This is a genomic window from Polaribacter litorisediminis, from assembly GCF_019968605.1.
Lineage (GTDB): Bacteria > Bacteroidota > Bacteroidia > Flavobacteriales > Flavobacteriaceae > Polaribacter > Polaribacter litorisediminis.
Genome location: NZ_CP082966.1, coordinates 3410807 through 3437053 on the forward strand (window position 1 = coordinate 3410807; position 26247 = coordinate 3437053).

General features: G+C 32.8%; 12 protein-coding genes and 2 tRNA genes. 7 read left to right on the forward strand and 7 right to left on the reverse strand.

All coding sequences use genetic code 11. From position 1 onward, the window contains the following. Window positions 1–150 precede the first annotated feature (150 nt). The 5 genes from ilvN to K8354_RS14555 all read right to left on the reverse strand — a co-directional run bounded on the left by ilvN (window position 151) and on the right by K8354_RS14555 (window position 7113). Entirely contained in the window at window positions 151–681 is a 531-nt protein-coding gene (gene ilvN / locus K8354_RS14535; RefSeq protein ID WP_223441871.1) for an acetolactate synthase small subunit, read from the reverse strand. Window positions 682–797: 116 nt separating this feature from the next. Then, window positions 798–2531: a biosynthetic-type acetolactate synthase large subunit gene (ilvB, locus tag K8354_RS14540; protein ID WP_223441886.1), complete on the reverse strand. Its 1734-nt coding sequence runs from the start codon at window positions 2529–2531 to the stop codon at window positions 798–800. 140 nt (window positions 2532–2671) lie between these two features. After that, on the reverse strand, window positions 2672–4348 hold the full coding sequence (gene ilvD, locus K8354_RS14545; protein ID WP_223441888.1) for a dihydroxy-acid dehydratase: 1677 nt from the start codon (window positions 4346–4348) through the stop codon (window positions 2672–2674). Between the two features lie 392 nt (window positions 4349–4740). Beyond that, window positions 4741–5862, reverse strand: coding sequence for a 3-isopropylmalate dehydrogenase (gene leuB, locus K8354_RS14550; RefSeq protein ID WP_223441900.1), 1122 nt, complete (start codon window positions 5860–5862; stop codon window positions 4741–4743). Between the two features lie 75 nt (window positions 5863–5937). Next, entirely contained in the window at window positions 5938–7113 is a 1176-nt protein-coding gene (locus tag K8354_RS14555) for a 2-isopropylmalate synthase (protein ID WP_223441902.1), read from the reverse strand. Window positions 7114–7244: 131 nt separating this feature from the next. Between K8354_RS14555 and K8354_RS14560 the strand changes: the two genes are divergently transcribed. The 4 genes from K8354_RS14560 to thrC all read left to right on the forward strand — a co-directional run bounded on the left by K8354_RS14560 (window position 7245) and on the right by thrC (window position 14129). Then, the gene (locus tag K8354_RS14560) at window positions 7245–8810 is read left to right on the forward strand and encodes a hypothetical protein (RefSeq protein WP_223441904.1); all 1566 of its coding nucleotides are present in this window, start codon (window positions 7245–7247) and stop codon (window positions 8808–8810) included. 315 nt (window positions 8811–9125) lie between these two features. Continuing rightward, window positions 9126–11561, forward strand: a complete 2436-nt coding sequence (gene thrA / locus K8354_RS14565; RefSeq protein ID WP_223441915.1) for a bifunctional aspartate kinase/homoserine dehydrogenase I — start codon at window positions 9126–9128, stop codon at window positions 11559–11561. Window positions 11562–11650: 89 nt separating this feature from the next. Continuing rightward, a complete protein-coding gene (locus K8354_RS14570) occupies window positions 11651–12571 on the forward strand; it encodes a homoserine kinase (RefSeq protein ID WP_223441918.1) in 921 nt (306 codons plus the stop codon). Between the two features lie 274 nt (window positions 12572–12845). Further along, window positions 12846–14129 (forward strand): threonine synthase, encoded by a 1284-nt coding sequence (gene thrC / locus K8354_RS14575; RefSeq protein ID WP_223441934.1) that lies wholly within the window; start codon window positions 12846–12848, stop codon window positions 14127–14129. Between the two features lie 171 nt (window positions 14130–14300). Here the strand turns inward: thrC and K8354_RS14580 are convergent, their stop codons facing one another. Next, window positions 14301–18770, reverse strand: coding sequence for a collagen-binding domain-containing protein (locus K8354_RS14580; protein WP_223441948.1), 4470 nt, complete (start codon window positions 18768–18770; stop codon window positions 14301–14303). 979 nt (window positions 18771–19749) lie between these two features. On the opposite strand from K8354_RS14580, the gene K8354_RS14585 reads away from it, so the two are divergent. The 3 genes from K8354_RS14585 (at window position 19750) to K8354_RS14595 (ending at window position 22128) form a co-directional block, all read left to right on the forward strand. After that, on the forward strand, window positions 19750–21399 hold the full coding sequence (locus K8354_RS14585) for a sodium/sugar symporter (protein WP_223441951.1): 1650 nt from the start codon (window positions 19750–19752) through the stop codon (window positions 21397–21399). A 551-nt stretch (window positions 21400–21950) separates the two neighbouring features. Beyond that, window positions 21951–22022 (forward strand) — tRNA-Gly (locus tag K8354_RS14590). A 20-nt stretch (window positions 22023–22042) separates the two neighbouring features. Next, window positions 22043–22128, forward strand: a tRNA-Leu gene (locus K8354_RS14595). Window positions 22129–22583: 455 nt separating this feature from the next. On the opposite strand, the gene K8354_RS14600 is transcribed toward K8354_RS14595, so the two are convergent. Then, window positions 22584–25886: a chemotaxis protein CheB gene (locus K8354_RS14600; protein WP_223441954.1), complete on the reverse strand. Its 3303-nt coding sequence runs from the start codon at window positions 25884–25886 to the stop codon at window positions 22584–22586. Window positions 25887–26247: the final 361 nt, after the last annotated feature.

A 26247-nucleotide genomic window follows, 5' to 3' on the forward strand; every position in this document is an offset into this window, starting at 1 on the left:
TTTTTGTTTGTTGATATGAATAAACAAAAAGGAAAAAAGAGGTGAAAGAAAAGAGAGAATAAACGTAAAAGACTTATTAAATATTACCTGCTCTTTACTCTTTTATCTTTGTTCTATTTTCTTTTTTCTACTTTACTCTTTTATCTATTTTTAGTTGTTGTATTTTTTTAGTAGGGCTGATATTTTCATTTCTTCTTTGGTCACAGCAATTAAACCTGAACGTGTATATTGCATAATACCATAGACACTTAACTCATCATATAATTCAGCTATTTCTTCTTTTCTTCCTGACTTTTCAAGGACAAAAAATTCTTTATTTACCGTAACAATTCTAGCATTACTTTCTTTAATGATGTTTTGAATTTGACGTTCTTCAAATAACAATTCTGATTTGATTTTAAACAATCCAGAAATTTGATAAATAATTTCTTCAAGAGTATGAAAATATGCTTTAATTACCTCTACTTGTTTTTCTATTTGACCAATAATCTTCTTTACGTTTACCTCGGTCATATTCACTACAATTGTAAATTTAGCTACCCCGTCAATTTCTGAAGGAGAGATATTTAAACTCTCAATATTGATATGTCTTCTTTGAAAAATTGCTGATATTCTATTCAACAATCCAATATTGTTTTCAGTGTAAATTGATACTGTGTATAGTTGTTTTTCTGTATTCATACTCTTTAGTTCAAGGTTTAAAGTTTAAAATTCAAAGTTGAATTCTGAATGCTTCAATCATTGTTCTTTTAATCTTTATTCTTTATTCTTTGTTCTATATTCTTTTATCCAACTTCCTACTCCAATCTTATCTCTGAAACACTAGCTCCAGAAGGAACCATTGGAAAAACATTTCCTTCTTTTTCCACACAAACCTCTAAAAAATAAGCTTCTTTACTTGCCATCATTTCTGCAACTGCATCTGCTAATTCTTCACGTTTTGTAACTTTTTTTGCTTTGATGTAATACCCTTCTGCAATTGCTACAAAATTTGGGTTTATCATTTCTGTGGATGCATACCGTTTGTCAAAAAACAACTGTTGCCATTGGCGCACCATTCCTAAAAAATCATTATTTAAAACTACAATTTTTACTGCCGCTTTTTGCTGAAAAATAGTCCCTAATTCTTGGATGGTCATTTGGTAACCACCATCACCAGAAATGGAAACAACTTCACGTTCTGGCGCTGCCATTTTGGCTCCAATTGCTGCTGGCAACCCAAAACCCATGGTACCTAACCCACCAGAAGTAATATTACTTTTTGTTTTATTAAACTCTGCATATCTGCAAGCAATCATTTGATGCTGACCAACATCTGTTACAATTGCTGCTTCGCCTTTGCTTTGAATATTAATTTCCTTAATTACTTCACCCATCGTTAACCCTTCTTTCGTTGGATGAATGTCGTCTTTAATTACTTTTTCATATTCAATTTTATATAAATCTTTAAATTCTTGATGCCATTCTTTATGAGAATTTTCATCAATTAAAGGTAAAATGGCTTTTAAAGTTACTTTTGCATCTCCTAAAACAGCCACATCTGTTTTTACATTTTTATCAACTTCTGCAGGATCAATTTCAAAATGGATCACTTTTGCTTGCGTTGCATATTCATCTAATTTTCCGGTAACTCGATCATCAAAACGCATTCCGATGGCAATTAAAACATCGCATTCATTGGTTAATTTATTGGGGGCATAATTACCGTGCATGCCTAACATCCCAACATTTAAGGGATGCGAAGTTGGTAATGCTGAAGCTCCTAAAATTGTCCAAGCCGCAGGAATTCCTGCTTTTTCTACCAATGCTTTAAATTGTTCTTCGGCTGCACTTAAAACAACTCCTTGACCCCAAACTATCAAAGGTTTTTTTGCAGCATTTATCATTTTTGCGGCAGCCTCTAAAGTGCCTGCTACTGTTTTTGGAATAGGCGTATAACTTCTTATTTTCGTGCATTTTTCATATAAGAAATCAAATTCTTCGAATTGTGCATCTTTTGTGATATCTACCAAAACAGGTCCTGGTCTTCCACTTTTTGCGATGTAAAATGCTTTTGCCAATGCTCCTGGAATATCAGCAGCTTTTGTAACCTGGCAATTCCATTTTGTCACAGGCGTAGAAATACCAACGATATCGGTTTCTTGAAATGCATCACTTCCTAACAAATGAGACGCCACTTGCCCTGTAATACAGACCATAGGTGTAGAATCTATTTGAGCATCTGCAATACCCGTAATTAAATTAGTTGCTCCTGGGCCCGAAGTTGCAATGGCAACACCCACTTTACCAGAAATTCTTGCAAAACCTTGCGCAGCGTGCGTTGCACCTTGTTCATGTCGTGTTAAAACATGATGAATTTTATCTTGATATTTAAACAACTCATCATAAACTGGCATAATGGCTCCGCCAGGATATCCATAAATTATTTTTACATCTTCTTCAATTAAGCATCTAACAATAGCTTCACTACCCGAAATTCTTTGCGTAGTTTTTGATGAAATTTCTTTGTTGCTTATGGTTTGGGTTTCCATAGTATTTGATTTAATAAGAGAGAAAAGAATAGAGAAGAAAGAATAAAGACCAATATTCTCTAAAATATTTCTCTATTAGCTTTATTCTTGTTTCTATCTTCTTGTTTCTGTTTTCTTGTTTCTATTTTCTTCTTTACAAACTACGCATCTGTAATACATCCTTTTGAAGCAGATGCAACTATTTTTGCGTATTTGTATAAGATTCCTTTTGTATGCTTTAATGCTGGGGCCACCCACTGTGCTTTTCTTTCCGCGATTTCTTCATCAGAAATTAAAACATTAATTGAATTGTCTTCTGCACTAATTCTAATGGTATCACCTGTTTTTAAAATTCCGATAGTTCCTCCGGATTGGGCTTCTGGCGTAATATGACCTACTACAAAACCATGTGTACCTCCAGAAAAACGACCATCTGTAATTAACGCTACAGATTTTCCTAAACCTGCGCCCATAATTAACGAAGTTGGTTTTAACATTTCTGGCATTCCTGGACCTCCTTTTGGACCCACATATCGAATGACGACAACATCTCCTTTTTCTACTTCACCGTTTGAAATACCCGCATTGGCAGCTTGCTCTCCGTCATAAACCACCGCTTTTCCTTCAAAAAGCAAGCCTTCATTTCCTGAGATTTTTGCAACTGCTCCTTCCGTTGCCAGGTTTCCGTAAATTATTTGAATATTTCCTGAAGATTTTAATGCTTTATCCTTAGGATAAATGACATCTTGATCTTCAAATTCCATAGCTTTAATACCTGCTAAATTCTCTGCTAATGTTTTTCCTGTAACCGTTAAACAGTCTCCATGTAAATAGCCATTATCTAATAAATATTTCATAATTGCAGGCGTACCACCAATTCCATGAACATCTTCCATTAAGTATTTTCCCGATGGTTTTAAGTCGGCAATTAACGGCGTTCTATCACTTACTCTTTGAAAATCTTCTAAGGTAAAGTCAATATCAGCAGCGTGTGCAATGGCTAAAAAGTGCAATACTGCATTTGTTGATCCTCCCAAAGCATTTACGATTGCAATGGCGTTTTCTAAAGATTTTTTAGAAATAATATCTAAAGGTTTTAAATCTAATTCTAGTAAATTTTTAATTGCCAAAGCGGTTCTTTCTGCTTCCGATAATTTATTAGGATTTTCAGCAGGAATTGATGAGTTGTAAGGCAATGCAAACCCCATACATTCTATAGCAGATGCCATGGTATTTGCCGTGTACATTCCGCCACAAGCCCCCGCTCCCGGAATAGCTCTTTTTATAATTTCTCTATATTCTTCTTCTTCAATTTCGCCTGCCATTTTTTGCCCTAAAGCTTCAAAAGCAGAAACGATATTTAATTTTCTTCCTTTATAATTTCCTGATGCGATGGTTCCTCCATACATCATAATTGAAGGTCGATTTAAACGTAACATCGCAATAACTGCCCCGGGCATATTTTTATCACAACCTACCACAGAAACTAATGCATCGTAACTTTGAGCATTCATAACTGTTTCTATAGAATCTGCAATAATATCTCTAGAAGCTAATGAATAATTCATACCAGACGTTCCCATAGAAATTCCGTCTGAAACACCAATGGTATTAAATCCTAAACCAACTAAACCCGCAATTTTAGATTCTACTTTTACTTCTGCAGCCAAGTTGTTTAAGTGCATGTTACACGGATTCCCGTCATAACCTGTACTTGCAATACCAACTTGCGCTTTGCTCATATCTTCATCTTTTAAACCAACCGCATACAACATTGCTTGTGAGGCAGGTTGAGATTCATCTTGTGTTAATCTTTTGCTGTATTTATTTAATTCCATTTATTGTATTATTCAAATTGTTGACTAAATTACTATGTTTCTCTATTTTTACTGTGCAAACCGCAATACAATTCTTTAAATTCAGGTTTTAAAATAAACACTTAAATTTTTGTAAATAAGTAGTTTAACTATAATTTATTATGACATTCAATGCTTGAAATAAATTCATAAAAAAACCTTCTTTTTTAAGGAAGGTTGATTTTAAAAAATAGTGACTAAAGTTGGCAACTATATCTAGCCCAGATTGAAGACTTTGTTTGAGCTCTTTTTTGCCTTTTTCGGGCAAAAAAAGCGAGTGCGGAAAGCTGGAAATAGCTTCAAAAAAAATAGATTCCTGTTTTCATAGGAATAACAATCTATCTGTTTTTTCGATAAAAATCGAAAAGTATTTTTTAGATAATGGTACTTTGACCCATATGAATGTTCGTAAAATTCATATTGCTGTCATCTTGATTGGTAATATAATCTGCAATAAAATCTCCTACTTTAGAGGTGGATGCAGAAAATTGCGTTTTTCGTTTGATATCTTTGGTTGTAATTCCCAGTGTAATTGATTTTTCTACGGCTCTTTCTACGGCGTCTGCCTCTTCATGCAATCCTAAATATTTTAACAACATTGCTACCGCTAAAATCGCTGCTAAAGGATTGGCATAATTTTTACCTGCCGCCTCTGGATATGCACCATGAATAGGCTCAAACAAAGCATTTTCATCACCAATAGATGAAGATGCTAACAAGCCGATGGTGCCGCAAATTGCACTTGCTCCATCAGAAATAATATCACCAAATAAGTTTTCAGTTAAAATTACGTCAAACTGTTTTGGATCTAGAATAAGTTTCATCGCTGCATGATCTACATACAAATATTCTAGGGTTACGTTTTTATATTCTTTGGCAATCTCAGTAACTGTTTTTCTCCACAAACGTGAAGTTTCTAAAACATTTGATTTATCGATTAAAGTTACTTTTTTATTTCTTTCTTGGGCAGATTTAAAAGCTAGATGAGTTATTCTAGAAATTTGATCAACCGTGTAAGAACTAATATCAAACGCCTCTTTCTTGTCTGCACTAAGTTCTTTTTTTCCGAAATAAATTCCGCCTGTTAACTCTCTAAAAATAACAAAATCTGTTCCTTTAACTACCTCTCTTTTTAAAGGAGAATTTGAAATTAAATTATCGTAAGCTTTTACAGGTCTTACATTACAATATAAATCTAATTCTTTTCTTAACCGGAAAAGACCTTGTTCTGGACGCACTTTTGCACTCGGATTATTGTCATATTTTGGATCACCAATGGCACCAAATAAAATGGCATCTGCTGCTCTGCATATTTTTACAGTTTCTTCTGGCAAAGGGTCGCCAGATGCTTCTATGGCGCAAGCGCCCATTTGCGCTTCTTTATACAAAAAAATATGGTCGTATGCCTCTGCCACGGCATCTAAAGCTTTTTTTGCTTGGTCGGTTACTTCGGGGCCAATACCATCTCCAGGAATTACAGCTATTGTATATTTCATGTATTCAAATTCTTAAATTTAATCAGGTCAATAATAGGTAAATTAGACGCGAACACAAAATTAATTAGGCTTTTTTTAAGCCACTATTATTTTAGAAATTTTATTTACCTTGTCCATAATTACATGGATGTCTTCATCTCTTACTTCTTTTTGTTTATCGGCAGTTTCTAAAAAGAGTTCGTAAGCAGCATCTAATTGAATTTTAGTTAATTCGTATCCTATCTTTTTGGCTCTGTATGCTAATGCTGCTCTACCGCTTCTTGCTGTTAAAACAATAGCACTTTCTGTAACCCCCACATCTTCAGGATTCATAATTTCGTAGGTTTCTCTGTTTTTAATGACACCGTCTTGGTGAATTCCAGAACTGTGTGCAAATGCATTTGCACCTACAATTGCTTTGTTAGGCTGCACAGGCATTCCCATACTTTCACGAACCATTATACTGGTATCGTATAATAATTTTGTATTGATACTGGTTTCTAAATTTAAATAAGGATGTTGTTTTAAAATCATGACAACTTCTTCTAAAGCTGTATTTCCTGCGCGTTCGCCGATTCCATTGATAGTACATTCTATTTGGCGTGCACCATTAATGACACCAGAAATAGAATTTGCAGTTGCCATACCTAAATCGTTATGGCAATGACAGGATAAGATTACATTTTCAATGCCTTTTACATTTTCACGTAAATATTTCATTTTTGCACCATATTCTTCTGGCAAACAATAACCCGTTGTATCTGGAATGTTTAAAACCGTAGCGCCTGCCTTTATTACTTCTTCACAAACTCGAGCTAAAAAATCATTGTCCGTTCTACCCGCATCCTCTGCATAAAATTCAACATCTTCTACAAAAGACTTTGAATATGAAACTGCATGAACAGCTCTCTCGATGACTTTTTCTCGCGTTGAATTAAATTTAAATTTAATATGAGAATCGCTTGTTCCTATTCCGGTATGAATTCTTGGATATTTTGCATATTTTAAAGCCTCTGCAGCCACTTTAATATCATTTTCAACGGCTCTTGTTAAACCGCAAACTGTTGCATTTTTAACTATTTTTGCAATTTCTGATACCGAAGTAAAATCTCCTGGACTAGAAACAGGAAAACCGGCTTCAATTACATTTACGCCTAAGAAATCTAACCTTTCTGCAATTACCAATTTCTGCTTTGTGTCTAATTTACAACCAGGAACCTGCTCACCATCTCTTAAAGTTGTATCAAAAATTTGTACCTTGTTATCTTGCATAATTTTGTAAAGATTATCTTTGTGAAGAATCAAATGTATATCTTAAAACTTAAAATTTTATAATTTACATAGCCTTTGCACGATTTCTATTCTCTTAATTAAAAATACAATTGCTTCATTAAAAGATACTTATGAATAAAATTGATACATTAGCCAATCATCAAAATGATGCTCTTTTTGTTTTGATTAAGTCTTTAACCAAGTCAGAAAAGAGACAATTTAACTTATATGTAGGACGATTAGGTGGTAATATTGATGCGAAATTTTTCTCTCTTTTTAAGTTTTTAGAGAAATTAAAAACTTATGATGAAAAGGTGATCATAAAAAGTGGTATTGTTTCGAAGCAGCAATTATCAAACTTAAAAGCACATTTATACAAACAAATTTTAATTAGTCTTCGTTTAAATCCTGCCCATAAAAATATTAGAATTCAAATTCGTGAGCAATTAGATTTTGCTACCGTATTATATCAAAAAGGATTGTACAAACAGAGTTTAAAACTATTAGATAAAGCGAAACATTTAGCCTTAGAAAATGAAGAAAAAAACATTGCCTATGAAATTGTTGAGCTCGAGAAAGTAATTGAAACACAGTACATTACCCGAAGCTTAAGCAATAGAGCAGATACCCTTTCTATGCAAGCAAAGACTTTAAGTCAGCAAAATGTTGTTGCTAGCAAACTCTCTAACTTATCATTGCAATTATACAGTCATTTACTACAAAATGGTTATGTAAAAAATAATGAAGAATTGGAGTTTGTGAATGCCTATTTCTATAGTAAAATTCCTGAATATCATTTTGAAGAGCTTGGCTTTAGAGAAAAATTATGGTTATATAAGTCTCATTTATGGTTTAGTTTTTTAACGCAAGATTTTTTACATAGCTACAAATATGCCAATAAATGGGTAGATTTATTTAAAGAAGACAAAAAACATATTTCTCAACATCCTGTTTTTTATTTAAAAGGAAAAAACTATTTGCTAGAGGCTTTATTTTTTGTAAAAAAAATAGACACTTTTAAACAAGTTTTGCACTCTTTTGAAGAAGAGATTGAGCAAAACATCATTCCTTTAAATACCAATACTGAACTTCTAATTTTTCAATATTTATATGCGAATAAATTGCATTTACATTTTTTACAAGGCTCTTTTTCTGAAGGTGAGTATTTAGTTGAAATCATTAACGAGAAAATTAAAAAATACAAAAACAGGCTAGACAATCATTATATTGTAATGTTGTATTATAAGATTGCTTGTTTGTATTTCGGAATGGGTAAAAATGAAATTTGCATCTCTTATTTACAAAAGATTATAAAATCAAAAAACTTGAGTTCTGCAGAAGATTTACAATGTTTTGCAAGAGTTTTAAACCTAATAGCGCATTATGAATGTGGTTTAGATTATGATTTAGAAAGACAATTTTTAGACACCTACAAGTTTTTATTAAAAATGGAAAATCTGCAAGAAGTGCAGAAAGTATTTTTAAATTCTATTAGAGATTTGAGCGATGTTTTTCCGCATGAAATAAAAAATGAATTTAAAAAGATTTATAAAAAATTAAAAAAGTTTGAAAACCATCCGTATGAAAAAAGAGCTTTTTTATATTTAGATATTTTATCTTGGTTAGAAAGTAAAATTAAAAACAAACCCATCGCATTAATTATTAAAGAAAAAATAAATAAAGATATTAAAAAGTAAATAATATTCATTTTTATAGTTTATTCTTTGCGAAAATGATATTTATTAAAGAAATTCTTAAAATAATTCTGATTAAAATTTATCAAAATAAATAATACTTCTACATTTACCCCGTGAATGTATCAAAAAAAAATACAAAAAAAATCATAACCTCGGCTGGGGTTTCTTTGTATGTGCGCCAAAATATTCGCATAACGGCTACAACAACCCTTTAGGGGTTCTCTTCTATTCATATTATTTAAGGTTACCTTTTGTTTTGAGCCACATCAAAACAAACTCACAAAAATTTATTTATCTCAATATCTATCATTCAACATGAAAGTATTAAAATTTGGAGGCTCATCAGTAGCAAACTCAGAAAACATACAAAAAGTTATCGCAATTATTGCAAATGCATCAAAAGAAGATAAAGTCGCAATAATTGTTTCTGCTTTCGGAAAAACAACAGACAAACTCATAGCAGGATCTAATAGTGCTTTAGAAGATATTACCGTTGCTAAAGAAATTTTAGAAACCATAAAAGAGCTTCATTTTAGTGTAATTGATGCTTTAATTTCTAAAAGTAAAAAAGAAGTAATTAAAGAGGTTACCACTTTGTTTGATCAATTACAATCTATGTATGAAGGCATTTTCTTATTGCAAGAATTATCGAACAAAACCTTGGCAAAAGTTTCTAGTTTTGGCGAAAGACTCTCTTCTTTTATTATTGCAAATGCAGCCAAAGAGACTTTAAATGCTACTCATGGAGAAAGTAGAAATTTAATTATTACCAACAATAATTACCTAAATGCTCAGGTAAATTTTAAAATTACCAACAAAAATATAACTGATTTTTTTGATAAAAACAAACATCAGGTTACTGTTTTAGGTGGATTTATTGCTTCAAATAATCAGGAAACAACTACTTTAGGAAGAGGTGGTTCAGATTTTTCTGCAGCTATTTATGCTGCCGCATTGAATGTTGCTGAGTTACAAATCTGGACAGATGTTAGCGGCATGTATACTGCAAATCCGAGCGTTGTAAAACAAGCATTTCCAATCAATGAAATTTCGTATGAGGAAGCTATGGAGTTATCTCATTTTGGTGCAAAAGTGTTATATCCGCCAACAATTCAACCTGCATTAAGAAAACAAATTCCAATTCGGATTAAAAATACGTTTAACCCCACAAGTTCTGGAACGTTAATTTGTAAGCATCCTAAGAATAGCAGCGGTGTAAAAGGGATTTCACATATAGAAGATATTAGCTTAATTACACTAGAAGGTGGCGGAATGATTGGAATTCCTGGTTTTTCTAAACGCTTGTTTGAAACACTTTCACAACAATTGATCAACGTTGTTTTTATAACGCAAGCTTCCTCTGAACATTCAATTTGTGTAGGTGTTTATGAAAATGATGCTGAAAAAGCGAAAGAACTTTTAGATGCTACTTTTAGCATAGAAATAGACCGTAAAAAGATTAAACCGATTCTTGTTGAAAAAGACTTGGCAATTATTGCTGTGGTAGGAGAAAGCATGAAAAATCATCAAGGTTTAAGCGGACAAATGTTTAGTGCATTGGGCAGAAATAACGTAAACGTTAGAGCCATTGCCCAAGGTTCATCAGAAAAAAACATCTCTGCTGTTATTAATAAAAAGGATGCAAAAAAGGCGCTAAACACATTGCACGAACAATTTTTTGAAGAAAAAATAAAGCAATTAAACCTATTTGTAACGGGAGTAGGTAATGTTGGCGAACGCTTTTTAGCGCAATTACATCAACAGAAAAAATTCTTAAAAGAAAATTTAAAACTCAATATTAGAGTCATCGGAATTGCAAATTCTAGAAAAATGGTTTTTGACAATAGTGGCATCAACCTAAATACCTGGAAAGAACGTTTAAAAAATGGAGAGCCAACTAGTTTAGAACGTTTTTATAACAAAGTAAAAGAATGCAATCATAGAAATAGTGTTTTTATCGATAATACTGCAAATCAGCAAGTTTCTGAAGTCTATGAAAAGTATTTACGAGAAAGTATTTCTGTGGTAACTTGTAATAAAATTGCTTGTGCTTCTAGCTTTGTTAATTATAAAACGTTAAAAGAAGTTTCAAGAAAATTCAATGCTTCCTTTTTGTTTGAAACCAATGTTGGGGCAGGTTTACCAATTATAGATACGTTGAAAAATTTAATCAATTCTGGGGATAGAATCCATAAAATTCAAGCCGTTTTATCAGGTAGTTTAAACTTTGTTTTTAATAATTATGATGAAGATACTACCTTTCACGATGTAGTTGCACAAGCGCAAGAAGAAGGATTTACGGAGCCCGATCCAAAAATTGATTTAAGTGGGGTTGATGTTGCTAGAAAAATTTTAATTTTGGCTAGAGAAAGCGGATATCAACTAGAATTAGAAGATATTGTTAATAACGCTTTTTTACCCAAGGAAACATTAGAAACGGTGAACAACGATGACTTTTATGCTTCGTTAATTAAACATGAAGCTCATTTTCAAAATATTTATAAACAAGCTGATGATGAAGATTGTCGTCTAAAATATGTTGCTGAATTTGTAGACGGAAAAGCCAATGTTGGTTTGCAACATATTCCTGCCGAACATCCTTTTTATAATTTAGAAGGAAGTGATAATATTGTTTTATTTTACACGGATCGATATCCAGAAAATCCGCTGATCATAAAAGGTGCCGGTGCCGGTGCAGACGTTACTGCTTCTGGTATTTTTGCAGATGTAATAAGAATAGCTAATCAATAAGTAGACAGTTCGCAGTCGCAATTTTCAGTGAGCAATTGACTGTAAACTGCGACCGAATACTGTAAACCGAATACTGCAAACCAAAATAAATGAATTATTTAAAAATATTTTCTCCAGCCACAGTAGCCAATGTTTCTTGCGGATTTGACTCTTTAGGCTTTGCTGTAGACGCTGTTGGGGATGAAATGACCTTTACCAAAACTGTTCAGAAAGGCGTTAAAATAACCAATATTACGGGCGCTAATTTAACCTACAATGTTAACGAAAACGCTGCCAGTGCCGTAGTTCAAAAAATATTAAAGGAAGCCAATGCTAATTTCGGAATTGAATTAACCATTCACAAAGGATTTTCTCCAGGAAGCGGATTAGGAAGTTCTGCTGCCAGTGCTGCCGGTGCTGCATTTGGTGTCAATCAGTTCTTAGAAAACCAATTTTCTGAACTAGAACTTACAAAATTTGCCATGTTTGGTGAAGAAATTGCCTGTGGTTCTGCAATCGCAGATAATGTAGCTGCCGCGATCTACGGAGGTTTTATTTTAGTAAGAAGTTACGAACCTTTAGAAATTATAAAATTACCTGTTCCGGATGCTTTAAGAGTAGTGGCAATTCATCCACAAATAGAAGTAAAAACAAAAGATGCTCGAGAAGTTTTACCAGAAAAAATTGCATTAAAAGATGCCGTTACCCAATGGGCAAATGTGGGTGGTTTAATAAGTGGTTTATACACAAATAACTACCATTTAATAAGTAATTCTTTAGTGGATATTATTGTAGAACCCTATCGTAAAAAGTTAATTCCTTTTTTTGATACTGTAAAATCTAGCGCTATTAGTGCAGGCGCATTAGGCGCAGGAATTAGCGGATCTGGTCCAACAATTTTTGCCCTTTGTAAAGGCGATGAAATTGCTAACGAGGTTTACAAATCCATTAAAGAAAGTTATAAAAATACAGGAATTAAATTTGAGATGTTTATTTCGAAAATAAATCCAAACGGAATAAAAATAGTATAAAACATCTCGATACAATTTCGCTAAAAAGCGAAATCACTCGATGTGACAGCACGTTCTGTCAGTTCGATTGATTTTGGAGAAACGAAAAATATTAAAATAGTTATTGGTTTTTAGTTGATGGATGTTGGTTCATTCCTTCACCAAAAACTAAAGAACATCAACTGGAGAAATTAAAAATTATTACACAATAAAGCCCAAAATAATATAACATAAGAGTAAGAGTAAGAGTTCCTTCCCTTTGGGAAGGTTAGGATGGGCTTTTAAAAACCAAATTATGAACTACTACAGTTTACATCACAAATCACCAAAAACAACTTTTAAAAATGCCGTTGTACAAGGTTTGGCAAAAGATAGAGGCATCTATTTTCCAGAAAATATTACGCCACTTTCAAAAGATTTTATTGAAAATATTTCTGATTATTCAAATCACGAAATTGCATTTGAAGCCATTAAACAATTTTTAGGTGATGAAATTCCGGAGGATATCCTAAAAGAAATTATAGCCGAAACTGTTTCTTTTGATTTTCCTGTGGTTAAGGTTGATGACAATATTGCCACATTAGAATTATTTCATGGTCCTACCATGGCGTTTAAAGATGTTGGTGCTAAATTTATGGCAAAATGTTTAGAATATTTTAATCGTGATCATGAAGAAGAAATTACGGTTTTAGTTGCAACTTCTGGCGATACTGGTGGCGCTGTTGCCAACGGATTTTTAGGTGCTAAAGGTATAAAAGTAGTGATTCTTTATCCTTCAGGAAAAGTAAGTGATGTTCAAGAAAAACAATTAACAACTTTAGGTCAGAACATTACTGCCCTAGAAGTAGATGGTGTTTTTGACGATTGCCAAGAAATGGTAAAAACTGCTTTTTTAGATGAAGAAATCACAAAAACATTAACCTCTGCAAACTCTATAAATGTGGCGCGTTGGTTACCACAAATGTTCTATTTTTTCTTTGCCTATAAAGAATTAAAAAAACAAAATAAGGAATTGGTTTTTTCTGTACCTAGTGGAAATTTCGGCAATATTTGCGCCGGAATTATGGCGCAAAAACTAGGGTTACCCATCAAACATTTTATCGCTTCTACGAATATAAATGATACGATACCCAATTATTTAATAGATGGAGTTTACAAACCAAAACCATCTAAAGCTACTATTTCTAATGCCATGGACGTTGGGAATCCAAGTAATTTTATCAGAATTCAAGAATTGTTTAACAATGATTTAGAAACACTTAAAAAAACCTTTTCTTCGTTCTCTTTTACAGATGATGAAACTCGTGCTGCCATGAAAGAAATTTATAAAAATTCTGGTTATGTTGCAGATCCTCATGGAGCCGTTGGTTATTTAGGCTTGAAAAAGTATGGTTTACAAGAAAACGAATTTGGTGTTTTTTTAGAAACTGCGCATCCTGTAAAATTTTTAGATGTTGTTGAAAGTACCTTGCCTGTAAAAGTAGCGATTCCTGAACAAATTCAGAAAGTAATGAACCATAAAAAAGTAGCAATCAAAGCCTCTTCTTATGAGGATTTAAAAGCATTCTTGACTTCATAAAATCAGAAAAAGTCTTGTTAATTTAAATTTCTAAGACTTTTTTTGGTGTTTTTCTCAACCACTCAATATTATTTTATTCCGAGGTAATTGTCCATTTTAAAACATAAAAAAACGCCTTCACAAAATTATGAAGACGTTTTTTTATTTTATTGTTTTTAAAATTCCGATCTATTATTTAAAAATAATTTTAGAAGTTCCGTAATTCACTTCTGCACTATTTACTTGTAATAACATGACGCCCGTTTTTACTTTAAAATCAAACTCTAATTCGTTTTTACCAGCTGTTAATTGTGCTTTGCCTCTATAAATTACTTTTCCTGTGATGTCTGATAAGGTTACTGCAGCTTCTGTATCAGTTTCACTGAATAATAATAAGTTTACATTGCCTTTACTTGGATTTGGATATGCCATAAACTCATTTTCAAACTTCTCGATTTTCTGAACCGTCTGACTCTCTACTGCCGTCTTGGTAAATCGTACATCAGAAATTGTTAAATCTAATTCTTTCGTTTGTGCCTCTACGGGTAAGAATGTAAAAGTTAACGTCGTTAAATCTTCTGCTGTCATGTTCTCTTGGCTAGCGCTTGAAGTAAACACATCAAAAGGAACATAATAGGTTTGCTCTTCTTCTGAGAAATCTACCATCACTCTGTATTGTGATTTCCAATCTTCAATGGAGGATTTGATCAAGCCTAACTCCATCAATCCAGATCCTTTTGCTGTAAAAGCTACATAGTTGTATTCAGAGTAATCTGCCGATAAAGTACCTGGTAATAACGATTTGTAAACCGTTAGGTAATCATACTCACTCGTTGCCGTAATTTCTATATTTCTGTTGATTGGGTGTTCATCGTCTTGGTATTCTCTATTAAAATTATTTGATACAAAATAATTTTTTACCTCAGTGTATTGCTTATCATAGTCTAAGCCCCAATTACCATCAGCATGGTAGAAGGCATCTTCTATTTCACCATTTACTTTTACGAGCGCATCATATTCATATCCATCTTTGATGTCAATTTTTAAAACTTGCTCTAGCGCTGTGTTTACAGGATTGTATCTGTATTTTACATTATTGGCAGTTTCTGAATATAATTCTTCCATAGAAATCTCGGTATTTAAACCCGTTTTGGTACTTCTTAATAGAATCACTAAATCTGCTTTGTCTCTTGAAATTTTTGCTGCATACGTTTCTGGAACTTTTTGAATTTCTGTTTGATTTATAGGAATAAACGTTTTTAAATTTGCTAAAATATCGCTTACTAACTTTTTAGTATCCTCTGGGTTTGTAGACCATACTTGAAAGTTATACACATCATTAAATTTGGTATATGCATTTACATACCAGTTTGTCTGAAGAGTATACCTATTATCATTATTGTTCTTTGCCGTTGCAAAAGAAATCGCATACTCTACCAATCCGTTTCTTTGTTTAATTCCTTGCATTAAGAAATTATAGCCTTCTAATTGCACTGTTTGGATATTTAAAATCTCTGCGCCTCTTAATCGGTCACAAGATGCTTTGGTATGATTGTAAATCTTATCCGAAGTTTTAATTCCTAACACAACTCCTTTTGTTTTGCCGTCTAAAGAAAAATCTACAGACAATACTTCATCGGCTACAGTGTAATCTAAAATATCCGTTGGAGAAGTGATGTTGGCTACATTTCCGGCTACCAATTCTGAAGGAAACATGTCTAACATCGTTTGTCCTTTTCCTTGATAAGGCTGTAAAGACTTCATCTTCTTTTTGTTGTAAACGTTTTCACTAGACTTTACAAATTCTGTTGGCACTGAATTCTTTTTTCTTGATACGTATATTTTTGAAATTGCGTCTCCTAAAGATTCACTTTCTACCCCTCCGCCATTTCCACTAGATACTTCGCTAGATTCTATCACAAAAGGAAACGTTGTTGCTACTGAACATCCGTTTGAATTGATTCCTGTTAAGGTAAGCGTATACATCCCTGCTTCTGAAAAAGCAAAATTTACTTCTGCTTGATTTGGGTATAATACTGAACCTTCTCCTGGTAAAGACCAAGAATAGCTTGTATAAGCTGTTGGGTTTTCTAAAGTAAAGTCTTTGTTTACAGAACCATTTCCTGAACTTCTAGTGCGCATTGTAATTATCGCATCTGCTACTGGTAAAACAGTAACTTGTGCTGTTATGGTATCTGTTCCAAAACTATTCATAGCAGACAAAGTAACCATATATGTTCCTGCTGATGCATACTTTTTTGTTGGATTCATTAATGCGCTACTCGTTCCGTCTCCAAAATCCCAAGTATATGAAATTGGATCTAATGGCTGAGATATTAATCCTGTGTTGGATACATTATTAAAGACAAAAGTATTACTTGTTAAACACTCATTATTATTTACATTAAAGGCTGCTATAGGCGCAACTGATGGTGGCGCGGGTGCTTTTACTTCGGCTGTAAAATTGGCACATTCAATATCTCCTCCATCTTGCGTAAATGAGGATGCAATTACTTGTCCTAAAATAGCTGTTGTATTCACCGTTTTTATAACCTCTGCAAAGGGTGCATATACAGTTCCCAAAATTTCTTGACTTCCTTCTAAATGCAATTCAGTTGTATTATAAAAGTTATAAAGCACATTCGGTGCATCTTGATCTGCAATACCTCCTTGAGACCAAACATCCCAATAAAATACTCCTGGTGCATCTACATTAATCACTAAAACCTTATCTGAATCTGGGTGATTTTGTGTTGTAAACGTCTGAACACTATTTAAATCTGCTCCTGTTATATTCATGTAATTCGTTCCCTTGTTCAGAAAAACCTCTACTTGGCTCGGTAATACGGTATTTGCTATTGAATTACCCGCATTATCTTCTAAAGAAACATTGTGTGCATTTTCTGACATACTAATGGAGTTCGTTCTCAATTCTTGAAATGCTAAAGAAAAATCAATGATATTTTGCGCAAAAACAGCATTGCTTCCTGCCGAGGCATTAAATGCTGCTGCGTTCCCCATTAATTGAATATAAGAACTTGCATTATAATCAGATTCTGGTGTTATTCTTATGGGTGTGGGCGCATTTTCTGGATCTACATACCATGCATTTGATCCATTACTAACACCAATTTGAGCATACTGGCTAGCGCTACTTACAGTTAAAACACCCGAAGTATAATTTACCTGACCACCCACGAGTAAACCAAGCTTGTTTCCGTTGTTCTCAAAACAGCCACAATCTTGCGACCCTACTCCATACGTACCGTTAATCGTAACATCGCCACCGACTGCTAAACTTCCGTTGGTATGACCACTTGTTAAAGTTGCATTGTTCTCTACAAAAACACTAAAACAGTCTGCTGGTGATGTTGGAGTATATGGAATTCCTACAGTATTTACCGTAAAAGTAACATCATCTGTTGTTGTTCCACAACTTCCGTCGGCAGCAATGGTATACCTAATAGTAACTTCTGTATTGATGCTAATATCATCTGGTGTGTACGTAGAACCGTTAAGTATTCCGCCACCAGAAATGATAGACCAAGTTCCTCCAGAAGGATTCCCTTCTAATATTTTTGTCTGATTTTCTGCCATTGTAGATGAAGATGTTATATTGTCTGCAATTTGCTTTTGTGTAACTGTTATGTTCAGGATTTGATTCGCAGCACAAACAATTGCATCCTGAGATTTTATCGATGAACTTCCTTCTATGGTTACTGTTGTATTTCCGTCTGAGCCATTATAAGTAACACCATTTGCCAACCACTGATAGGTGTCATCTGAACAAATTGCTATCTCTGTTACTTCAGGCGCTGGACGTGAAGTTTGATTCCATAAAACTTCTGGCTGCGTGCTATTATTAGCCGGTATCATCCAAAATACATTCGCTGCACTTAAAGTCCCATCAAGAACCCAATCCTTAATATGAGAAGCATTATACGTTTGCCCATCATTAGCTACCCAAGAAGCACTCATATCTACATTTACATTATTTGTCCAGTGCCAAATAACATATTGAATTGATAGATAAAAATTATTAAAAAGAGATACAGGAAGATCTGATGGCGCATAATCTGGATGATAAATTAAAGATACTGTGCGTTGCACAAGTTCTCTTATTTCAGCTTTTGTATAGAGCTCATTCTCAAAACTAATATCTGCATCAGGCGTTAATGTTGTGAAGTAAATTTCATTTTCACTTGGGGCATCGATACCTAAGGCTAAACAAAATGATGGAACACCACTATTATTTAATGTAGATCTTGAAATACCATATCTAGTACCTTGCGTTATTCTTAGAGACGTTTCAGGTGAACATACCTCTGAATTACTAAACGATTTACTACTTTTTATCGTAATTTTATTTTTTGGTTTTGAGCTATAACCATTAGCTGCTAGGTAATTCTTTTTATCGTCCAATTCAGATGTCAAAGTTTCTATAGTCTTAGGCGCTGCCGTATTCCATAAATGACCTCTTTTGTCATTTTTTATATTTGTCCAATTAGCATTATAGGCTTCATAAAAAGAAACTGAATTTTCTTTTTGAGAAGCATCATTTATAAACTCATGGGTATCTGTTAAATTATTTGCGTGATTAATCTGAACGGTTGACACGAAAAATAACATCAATAGTAAGGTGATTTTTGTAGGGAGATTCATAATTGATGATTTAATAGGGTTTATATTTTAAAAAATCGATATCCAAGTATTAAAAAATGATTGCTAAAAATTAAGAAAATACAGTATTAATTGCATATCGAATTTAACTTTATCATGAAACAATAACTATGACAAAAGTCACAATTAAACAATACTTACTGTTTGATATTCTCTTTTCTTTGGATCATTTTTAGCGGTTACTTAATTCAATTTTTAGGATGCATTTTAGCAATTTGAAATAGGTTTTTTAATTGATGGATGATTTCTCTGATGATCTCTATACATCAACTTCTTAATTATTCCATAAAAAACTTACACCGTCCTTTACGGAATTTAAAAAAACATACTGGTATTTAATTATTCTCCAAAACTGTTCAATAGGTTCGTAAACGAATACTTAAAGGCATCAACCTAATGCACATATTAAAAGAATGGCTATTTGTTTTTATAATTGGGGGAAGTATAAATAATTAACATTATAAAATTACAATAAAATGAAGATAAAGTTGCTAAAAAAAAGGGCGCGGTAGTATTTGAGTTTCTTTTGAATATAAATGTATTTAAGTACGGAATAAGTGTTTTCATGAAGGGAATAATATGTGTTCTTTTTAATGTGCTTGCAACTTCAAAGACAAAAATTATCCTAATTTATGGCTTTTATAAAAACCTTTAGTTTCGCTTACAAGAAGTTCGGAATGCTATTTTAAATTCCGAAGTTAATATCTTTAAGAAATGAAATACAAATAATAGCGTTGAACAGAAAAGTTAAAAAGCGTATTTAAAGCTGCTTTTATTTGAAAAAAATAATTAGACGATAAAATAAACAAAACTGTATTTGCAGCACACTTATCTAACCTTTTAGATGAATAACACCCCTATTTATGACCAATATCAGCCCCCTTTTATCAATAAATACCTATTAATTTTACAGTACCTTTAGAACCAAATTAATAATTTACAAAACACAAAATAACAATTTATGAAAGCAGGATTTGAAATGTGGGACTATGTCGTCTTCATTACGTATGCCATTTTAATTTTAGGAGTCGGTTTATGGGTTTCTAGGGATAAAAAAGGACACCAAAAAAACGCAGAAGATTACTTTTTAGCCAGTAAATCTTTGCCTTGGTGGGCTATTGGAGCTTCCTTAATTGCTGCCAATATTTCTGCTGAACAATTTATTGGAATGTCTGGTTCTGGTTTTGCTTCTGGATTAGCCATTGCTTCGTATGAGTGGATGGCTGCCATCACCTTAATTATTGTAGGAAAGTATTTCTTACCAATTTTTATTGAAAAAGGATTGTATACCATTCCTGAGTTTGTCGAAAAACGATACTCTACCAATTTAAAAACCATACTCGCCGTTTTTTGGATTGCTTTATACGTTTTCGTAAACTTAACCACTGTTTTGTATTTAGGTTCTCTAGCATTAGAAACCATTTTGGGAGTTCCGATGATGTATGGGGTTGTGGGCTTAGCATTATTTGTTGCTGCTTATTCTTTATATGGAGGTCTTTCCGCAGTTGCTTGGACAGACGTGATTCAAGTCGTTTTTCTAGTCATTGGCGGATTGGTAACAACCTATTTGGCATTAAACACCGTTTCTGACGGACAAGGTATGTTTGCTGGCTTATCTGCAATTTATGATGCTGTTCCAGAACGTTTTACGATGATTTTAGACGAATCAAATCCTGAGTATAAAAACCTGCCAGGAATTGCAGTGCTTGTTGGAGGAATGTGGGTGGCGAATTTATATTATTGGGGTTTTAATCAATATATCATCCAAAGAACTTTGGCTGCAAAATCATTAAAAGAAGCACAAAAAGGAATTCTATTTGCAGCATTTTTAAAGTTAGTCATTCCGTTAATTGTTGTAATTCCAGGAATTGCAGCCTATGTAATGGTCAATGATCCTGAAATTATGGCGCGTTTGGGTATGGCAGGCTTAGAGAATTTACCAAGTACAGAACAAGCTGATAAAGCCTATCCATGGTTGTTACAATTTTTACCAACAGGGCTCAAAGGTGTGGCGTTTGCAGCCTTAGCAGCAGCGATTGTATCTTCTTTAGCATCCATGTTAAACTCAACGTCTACTATTTTTACAATGGATATTTATAAGCAATACATCAATAAAAATGCAAGTGATAAAGCTACTGTAAATATGGGTAGAATTTCTGCGGGTATTGCTTTGTTAATCGCTTGTATTATGGCGCCTTTATTAGGAAACTTAGACCAAGCATTTCAGTTTATTCAAGAATATACAGGTGTTGTAAGTCCGGGTATTTTAGCCGTATTTATGTTAGGATTGTTCTGGAAAAAGACCACCAACAAAGGTGCAATTATTGGGGCATTAGCTTCTATTCCAATTGCGATGTATTTTAAAGTAGCGCCAAAAGGATGGTCTACGAGTTCGCTATTTGTTGATGTTCCGTTTATGGATCAAATGGGGTATACTGTAATTTTGACTATGATCGTAATTGGTTTGGTAAGTTACTTTCAACATAAAGGTGCAGATGACGAAAAAGGAATTGACATTTCTAAAGCAATGTTTAAAACGAGTCCGTTATTTAATATTGGTGCGTTTGCAGTCATGTTAATTTTAGTGGTATTATATAGTGTATTTTGGTAATAAATTATGAAATCAATTATGAAATGGTGCGAAAAACAGCTGGTATTTTTAGCACCATTTCCTTTTTTTAAGGATGAAGAAAAAAACAACGATTGCAAATACTAGGGAAATTCTTTTCGATTAAAAATAATTGGAAAAGTTTTCATTCTAGTATTTTTTTTTAAAAAATAAGCTAAAAAGAAACGATTTATGACAGCATTATAGGATTCAATGAATGTTACAGCCTTTAAAGTGTGTTTTTTTAATTTTCTAAATATAACTTCTTCTTTTTTATAAAACGGAATTAAAAACATAAAGCTGTTGCATATAAAAATCATAACTAAATGATTAACAACAACTTTTACAATAAATCAACATGAATAAACTCTTTAAAAATAGCTAAAAAACTTTTGGTAAGAGCTTATATGTAAACGCTTTTATTACTTGAATTCTTTTTTTTAAAAAAACTTTTTAAAAAAGACGAAAAGTATTTGTGAGATCTATAAAACTTATTATATTTGCACCTCTAAAATAACGATTTTAGAAATTAAGTTCATAAAAATATCAAGACTGCGAAAGTAGCTCAGGGGTAGAGCATCACCTTGCCAAGGTGGGGGTCGCGGGTTCAAATCCCGTCTTTCGCTCTATTTTATATCATACCAATGCTGAAGTGGTGGAATTGGTAGACACGCTGGACTTAAAATCCAGTGGTCAGTAATGGCCGTGCGGGTTCAAGTCCCGCCTTCAGTACAAGAACCGTTGTTAATCCTTTGATTTTCAACGGTTTTTTGGTTTTATTGACTTTATTTTGCCAACTATTTGCCAACCATTTTAAAAAACCTTGCTTTTTCATTCAGAAATACAGAAAACATTTATACGCCAAAAAGCAACTTGGTTTTATTCAAATTGCTTAGTTTTCATTTATATAACTTTAATAAACTTTATTAATTTCTGTTTTTTTTATAAAATAGACTTACCGTATTTTTTTAAAATATAAAATATGGTGGGACCAAAATTATTATGATCTATACCTTTATAGAAAACCTTATTTTTAAAATTTTTATCAACTAAAATGAGTATTCCTTCTTCAATTGGAATGGACTTCCTTATAATTTTGTACTTAATTATTTTTGGGTTCCAACTCTATATATCGATTTTTACCACTTTTTCAGCTAAGTTTAGCTGTGCTAAAGTTTAATTTATTTTCAGCTTTTTTGTGCTGTATTATTTCTAATCACGGTGTGAACCAAAGGATGATTATCCAACTCGTATTTGTATAATATTGTTTCGGCCAAAAAAACAGAATCGTCTTTTCTCCGAAATTTTGTTTCAACCTTTATCAGGTCTTTATTTTCTAGCTGTTTTAATACTTCTTTAGCGAACGATAATTCGTCTAGAGCATGCAGATCGAAAAACTTTTGTTGAAGAAACTCGTCTTTTGAATATCCAAATTCTTTGATTGCCTGACTATTTATGTTCATAATATTCATATCCAAATCATGAATAATAATGACATCGGATGAGTTTTCGAAAACTATTTTGTATTTCTTTTCGCTTTCTTTTAAAGCTAATAATGCTAATTTTTGTTGATTTATATTTTGAATTGTTCCCGAAATTTTGATGATTTCGTTGCTTTCATAAACGGCCTCTCCCATGGTACGCACCCAAACTTGGTTTCCATTATGGGTTGTAATCATCAGCTCAGTAGTAAACGATTTACCCATATGAATCGATTTATCTACTAATTTACGGATAATTGATTGGTGTTCTGGGATATAAAAACCAATGACAGAATTTAAATTTGGCACAAAATCTAGTGGCACTTCGTGAATTCTATAAGTTTCTTTTGACCATGTGATTTTAGTTGTTTTAGGGTCAAAATCCCAGCTGCCCAATTGTGCAATTCTACTCTTTTTTTCGAGTAATTTTTCACTTTCTCTTAGTGCTCGTTTGGTCTTTTTTAGTTCAGCAACATCCACAAATGTAATTACTACTCCGGTTACCTCATTATCAATGGTAAGGTACGGCATAATGCGGCAGATAAAGCTTTTTTCTGCGTTCTCAATTTCTTTTTCTATGGTATTCAGAGTATGAATTACATGTAAAATATCTTTTTGAAAATCAGGATAATTTAATCCGGTCGAAAAATTTTTAATGGGCCTGTCAATATCCGCATTCATCAACTCCACAAATTCTTTGACTTGGGGCGTAAATTTTTTTATTTTCGAATCTAAATCAAAAAATATTGTAGCAATATTCGTTTTCGTGAGCAAATTGCTAATATCGTTGCTCATATCCGATAATTCACCAATTTTTTTCTGATGTTCGCTATTGACCGCAATCAGTTCTTCGTTAATAGATTGCAACTCTTCTTTTGAAGTTTCTAATTCTTCGTTGGTACTTTGCAATTCTTCGTTAGAGGATTGTAGCTCTTCATTGGTTGCTTTTAATTCTTCGGTGGTGCTATCTGCCACTTCAATCACAGATTGTAAATAACTTTTTGTGTTTTTTAGTTCCTCTTCTATAACTTTGATATAATTGGTATTCTTATCGCTAAAACTAATCGCTATATCATCTGTAAACAGTTCTTTTTCGGTAATATCTTCGAAAACTACTAGAAATAGATTGCTAACATCATTTTTAGGTTCAATCGGTTTTATATGAATATTTATAAATTTGTAATGATTATCGGTTTTAATATATAATTTTTCTTCTATTATTTTTTTGTTTTCCCGAACGGCTTTATTCAAGGCAATACTAAGTTTTATTCGAATATCGGGTTTCGCCATATCTATGATATTCACACTTATAACACCCTTTACTGGTTGCAAATAGGTAGCTGTTTCTCCTTTTAAATAGAGGATATCGAATTTATTATCAATAATTGCGGCAGCGGGTGTAAAATTTTCAATAATTTCGTTCTCTGCAATAGATTTCAGGGTTATTTTTTCTTTCACTATGGGCTTTTCTATAATTTGATTTCTTTCTCTTTTAGCTGGATAAAAAGAAGGTAAATCATAAACATTGTTTGATAAAACGTTATTTTTTTTATAAAGTTTCCACTTATTATCTTTTGTGGTAAATAAGTTACGGTTTTTACCGATTGTTTCTGATGAGCCCAAAAATAAGAAACCATTTGGGTTTAATGCATAATGAAACGTAGCTATTATTTTTTTTTGCAAATTGCTATTCATGTAAATCAGTAAATTTCGGCAACTGATAAGGTCTACTCTTGAGAAAGGTGGGTCTTTTGCAATGCTTTGTTCAGCAAACACAATCATATCGCGCAACGATTTATTTACCAAGTAATTATTTTCTTCCAAGCTAAAATACTGATTCAAATAGTGTTCGGGTACATCAATTGAAATACTATCAGGATAATATGCCTGTCGCGCTTTATCTAATGCATTTTTATCTATATCGGTAGCAAAAATTTGCACCTTATAATGGCCTAAAGAATTTTTAAGCATGTATTCTTTAAAGAGCATTCCCATGGTGTATACTTCCTCTCCAGTAGAGCATCCGGGCATCCAAATACGAATAGGAGCATTTTCATTTGCCTTAGAAAATAATTCGGGAATTACATTGTCGTAAACATACTTAAAGGCACCTGAGTCTCTAAAAAACTGAGTAACTCCAATCAAAAAATCCTGAAATAAAGCATCAACTTCTGCCCTGTTTTTTTGAAGAATTGCAACATATTCCTCTTTATTGCTCACTTGGGCAATTTTCATACGCCTTTCTATACGTCTTTCTATGGTATTTGGTTTATAGGAAGTAAAATCGTGTCCGGTTTCTCTAAGTAATATGTTAAATATTTTTGATAAGATATTGATACCGTAATCTTCAGTAATAGGAATGCTCTCTGTAAAATCAAAAATAGATTGAATATAAGTAAGCAATTTTTCCGACATTTTATCGGCATCTAAAATATAATCAACCAAACCAGTATTTATGGCTCTTTGAGGCATTCCTTCATATTTTGCATCTTCGGGAGCCTGTGCAAACACAATTCCGTTTTCAGACTTTATATCCCGAACTCCTAGCGCACCGTCGGCACCTGTTCCTGATAAAATTACGGCAATGGCATTGTCTTTTTTATCGTTTGCTAATGATTTTAGAAACCGATCAATCGGCATTCTAAAAACGCGTGGTTTAGCACGCAAAGTCAATATCAATTTGTTGTTTTTAATAATTACATCTGAGCCTGGCGGAATAATATATACGGTATTAGGTTCTACGTTTACTCCATTAATAATTTGATATACCTCCATTTTAGTATAGCGCTTTATTAAATCTACGAGTATGCTTTTATGGTTGGGATCGAGATGCTGTATAATTACATACGCCGCACCCGTATTTGGCGGAATCGTATGAAAAAATTTTTCTAATGCTTCTAAACCTCCGGCAGAAGCGCCGATACCTACAACAGGTGTGCTTTGCATGTTTTCATCTTGAACAAAAACTGTTGTTTCCTCGTTTTTCTTTTCCCCTATTTTCTTAGCCATTTTTTTATACTTTGGATGCTATCGAATGTAAGTAAAATAAATATATTTAACAAGGTATTGAAAATTTAATATATTTTTCATTATTGTCCGATAAAAGATAAAAAGACCGCTTTCACTGTTAGAATCAAGAACAAAGACTTGAATGTAACTAACTGAAAAACAATATTATTACGATTTTAAATTTTTCGATACATCATAAATTCTAAAGCGGTTTTAATAGCAAGGTGTACTACTTTAAAAACTCTTGAAAATCAAGACTATCAATACTTTAAAACACTTTAGCTAATTTTAATCGGACAACACTATATCTTTTTAGAGAAAGATAACTCAACTTTAGATTTTAATTGAATTCATTCACAAA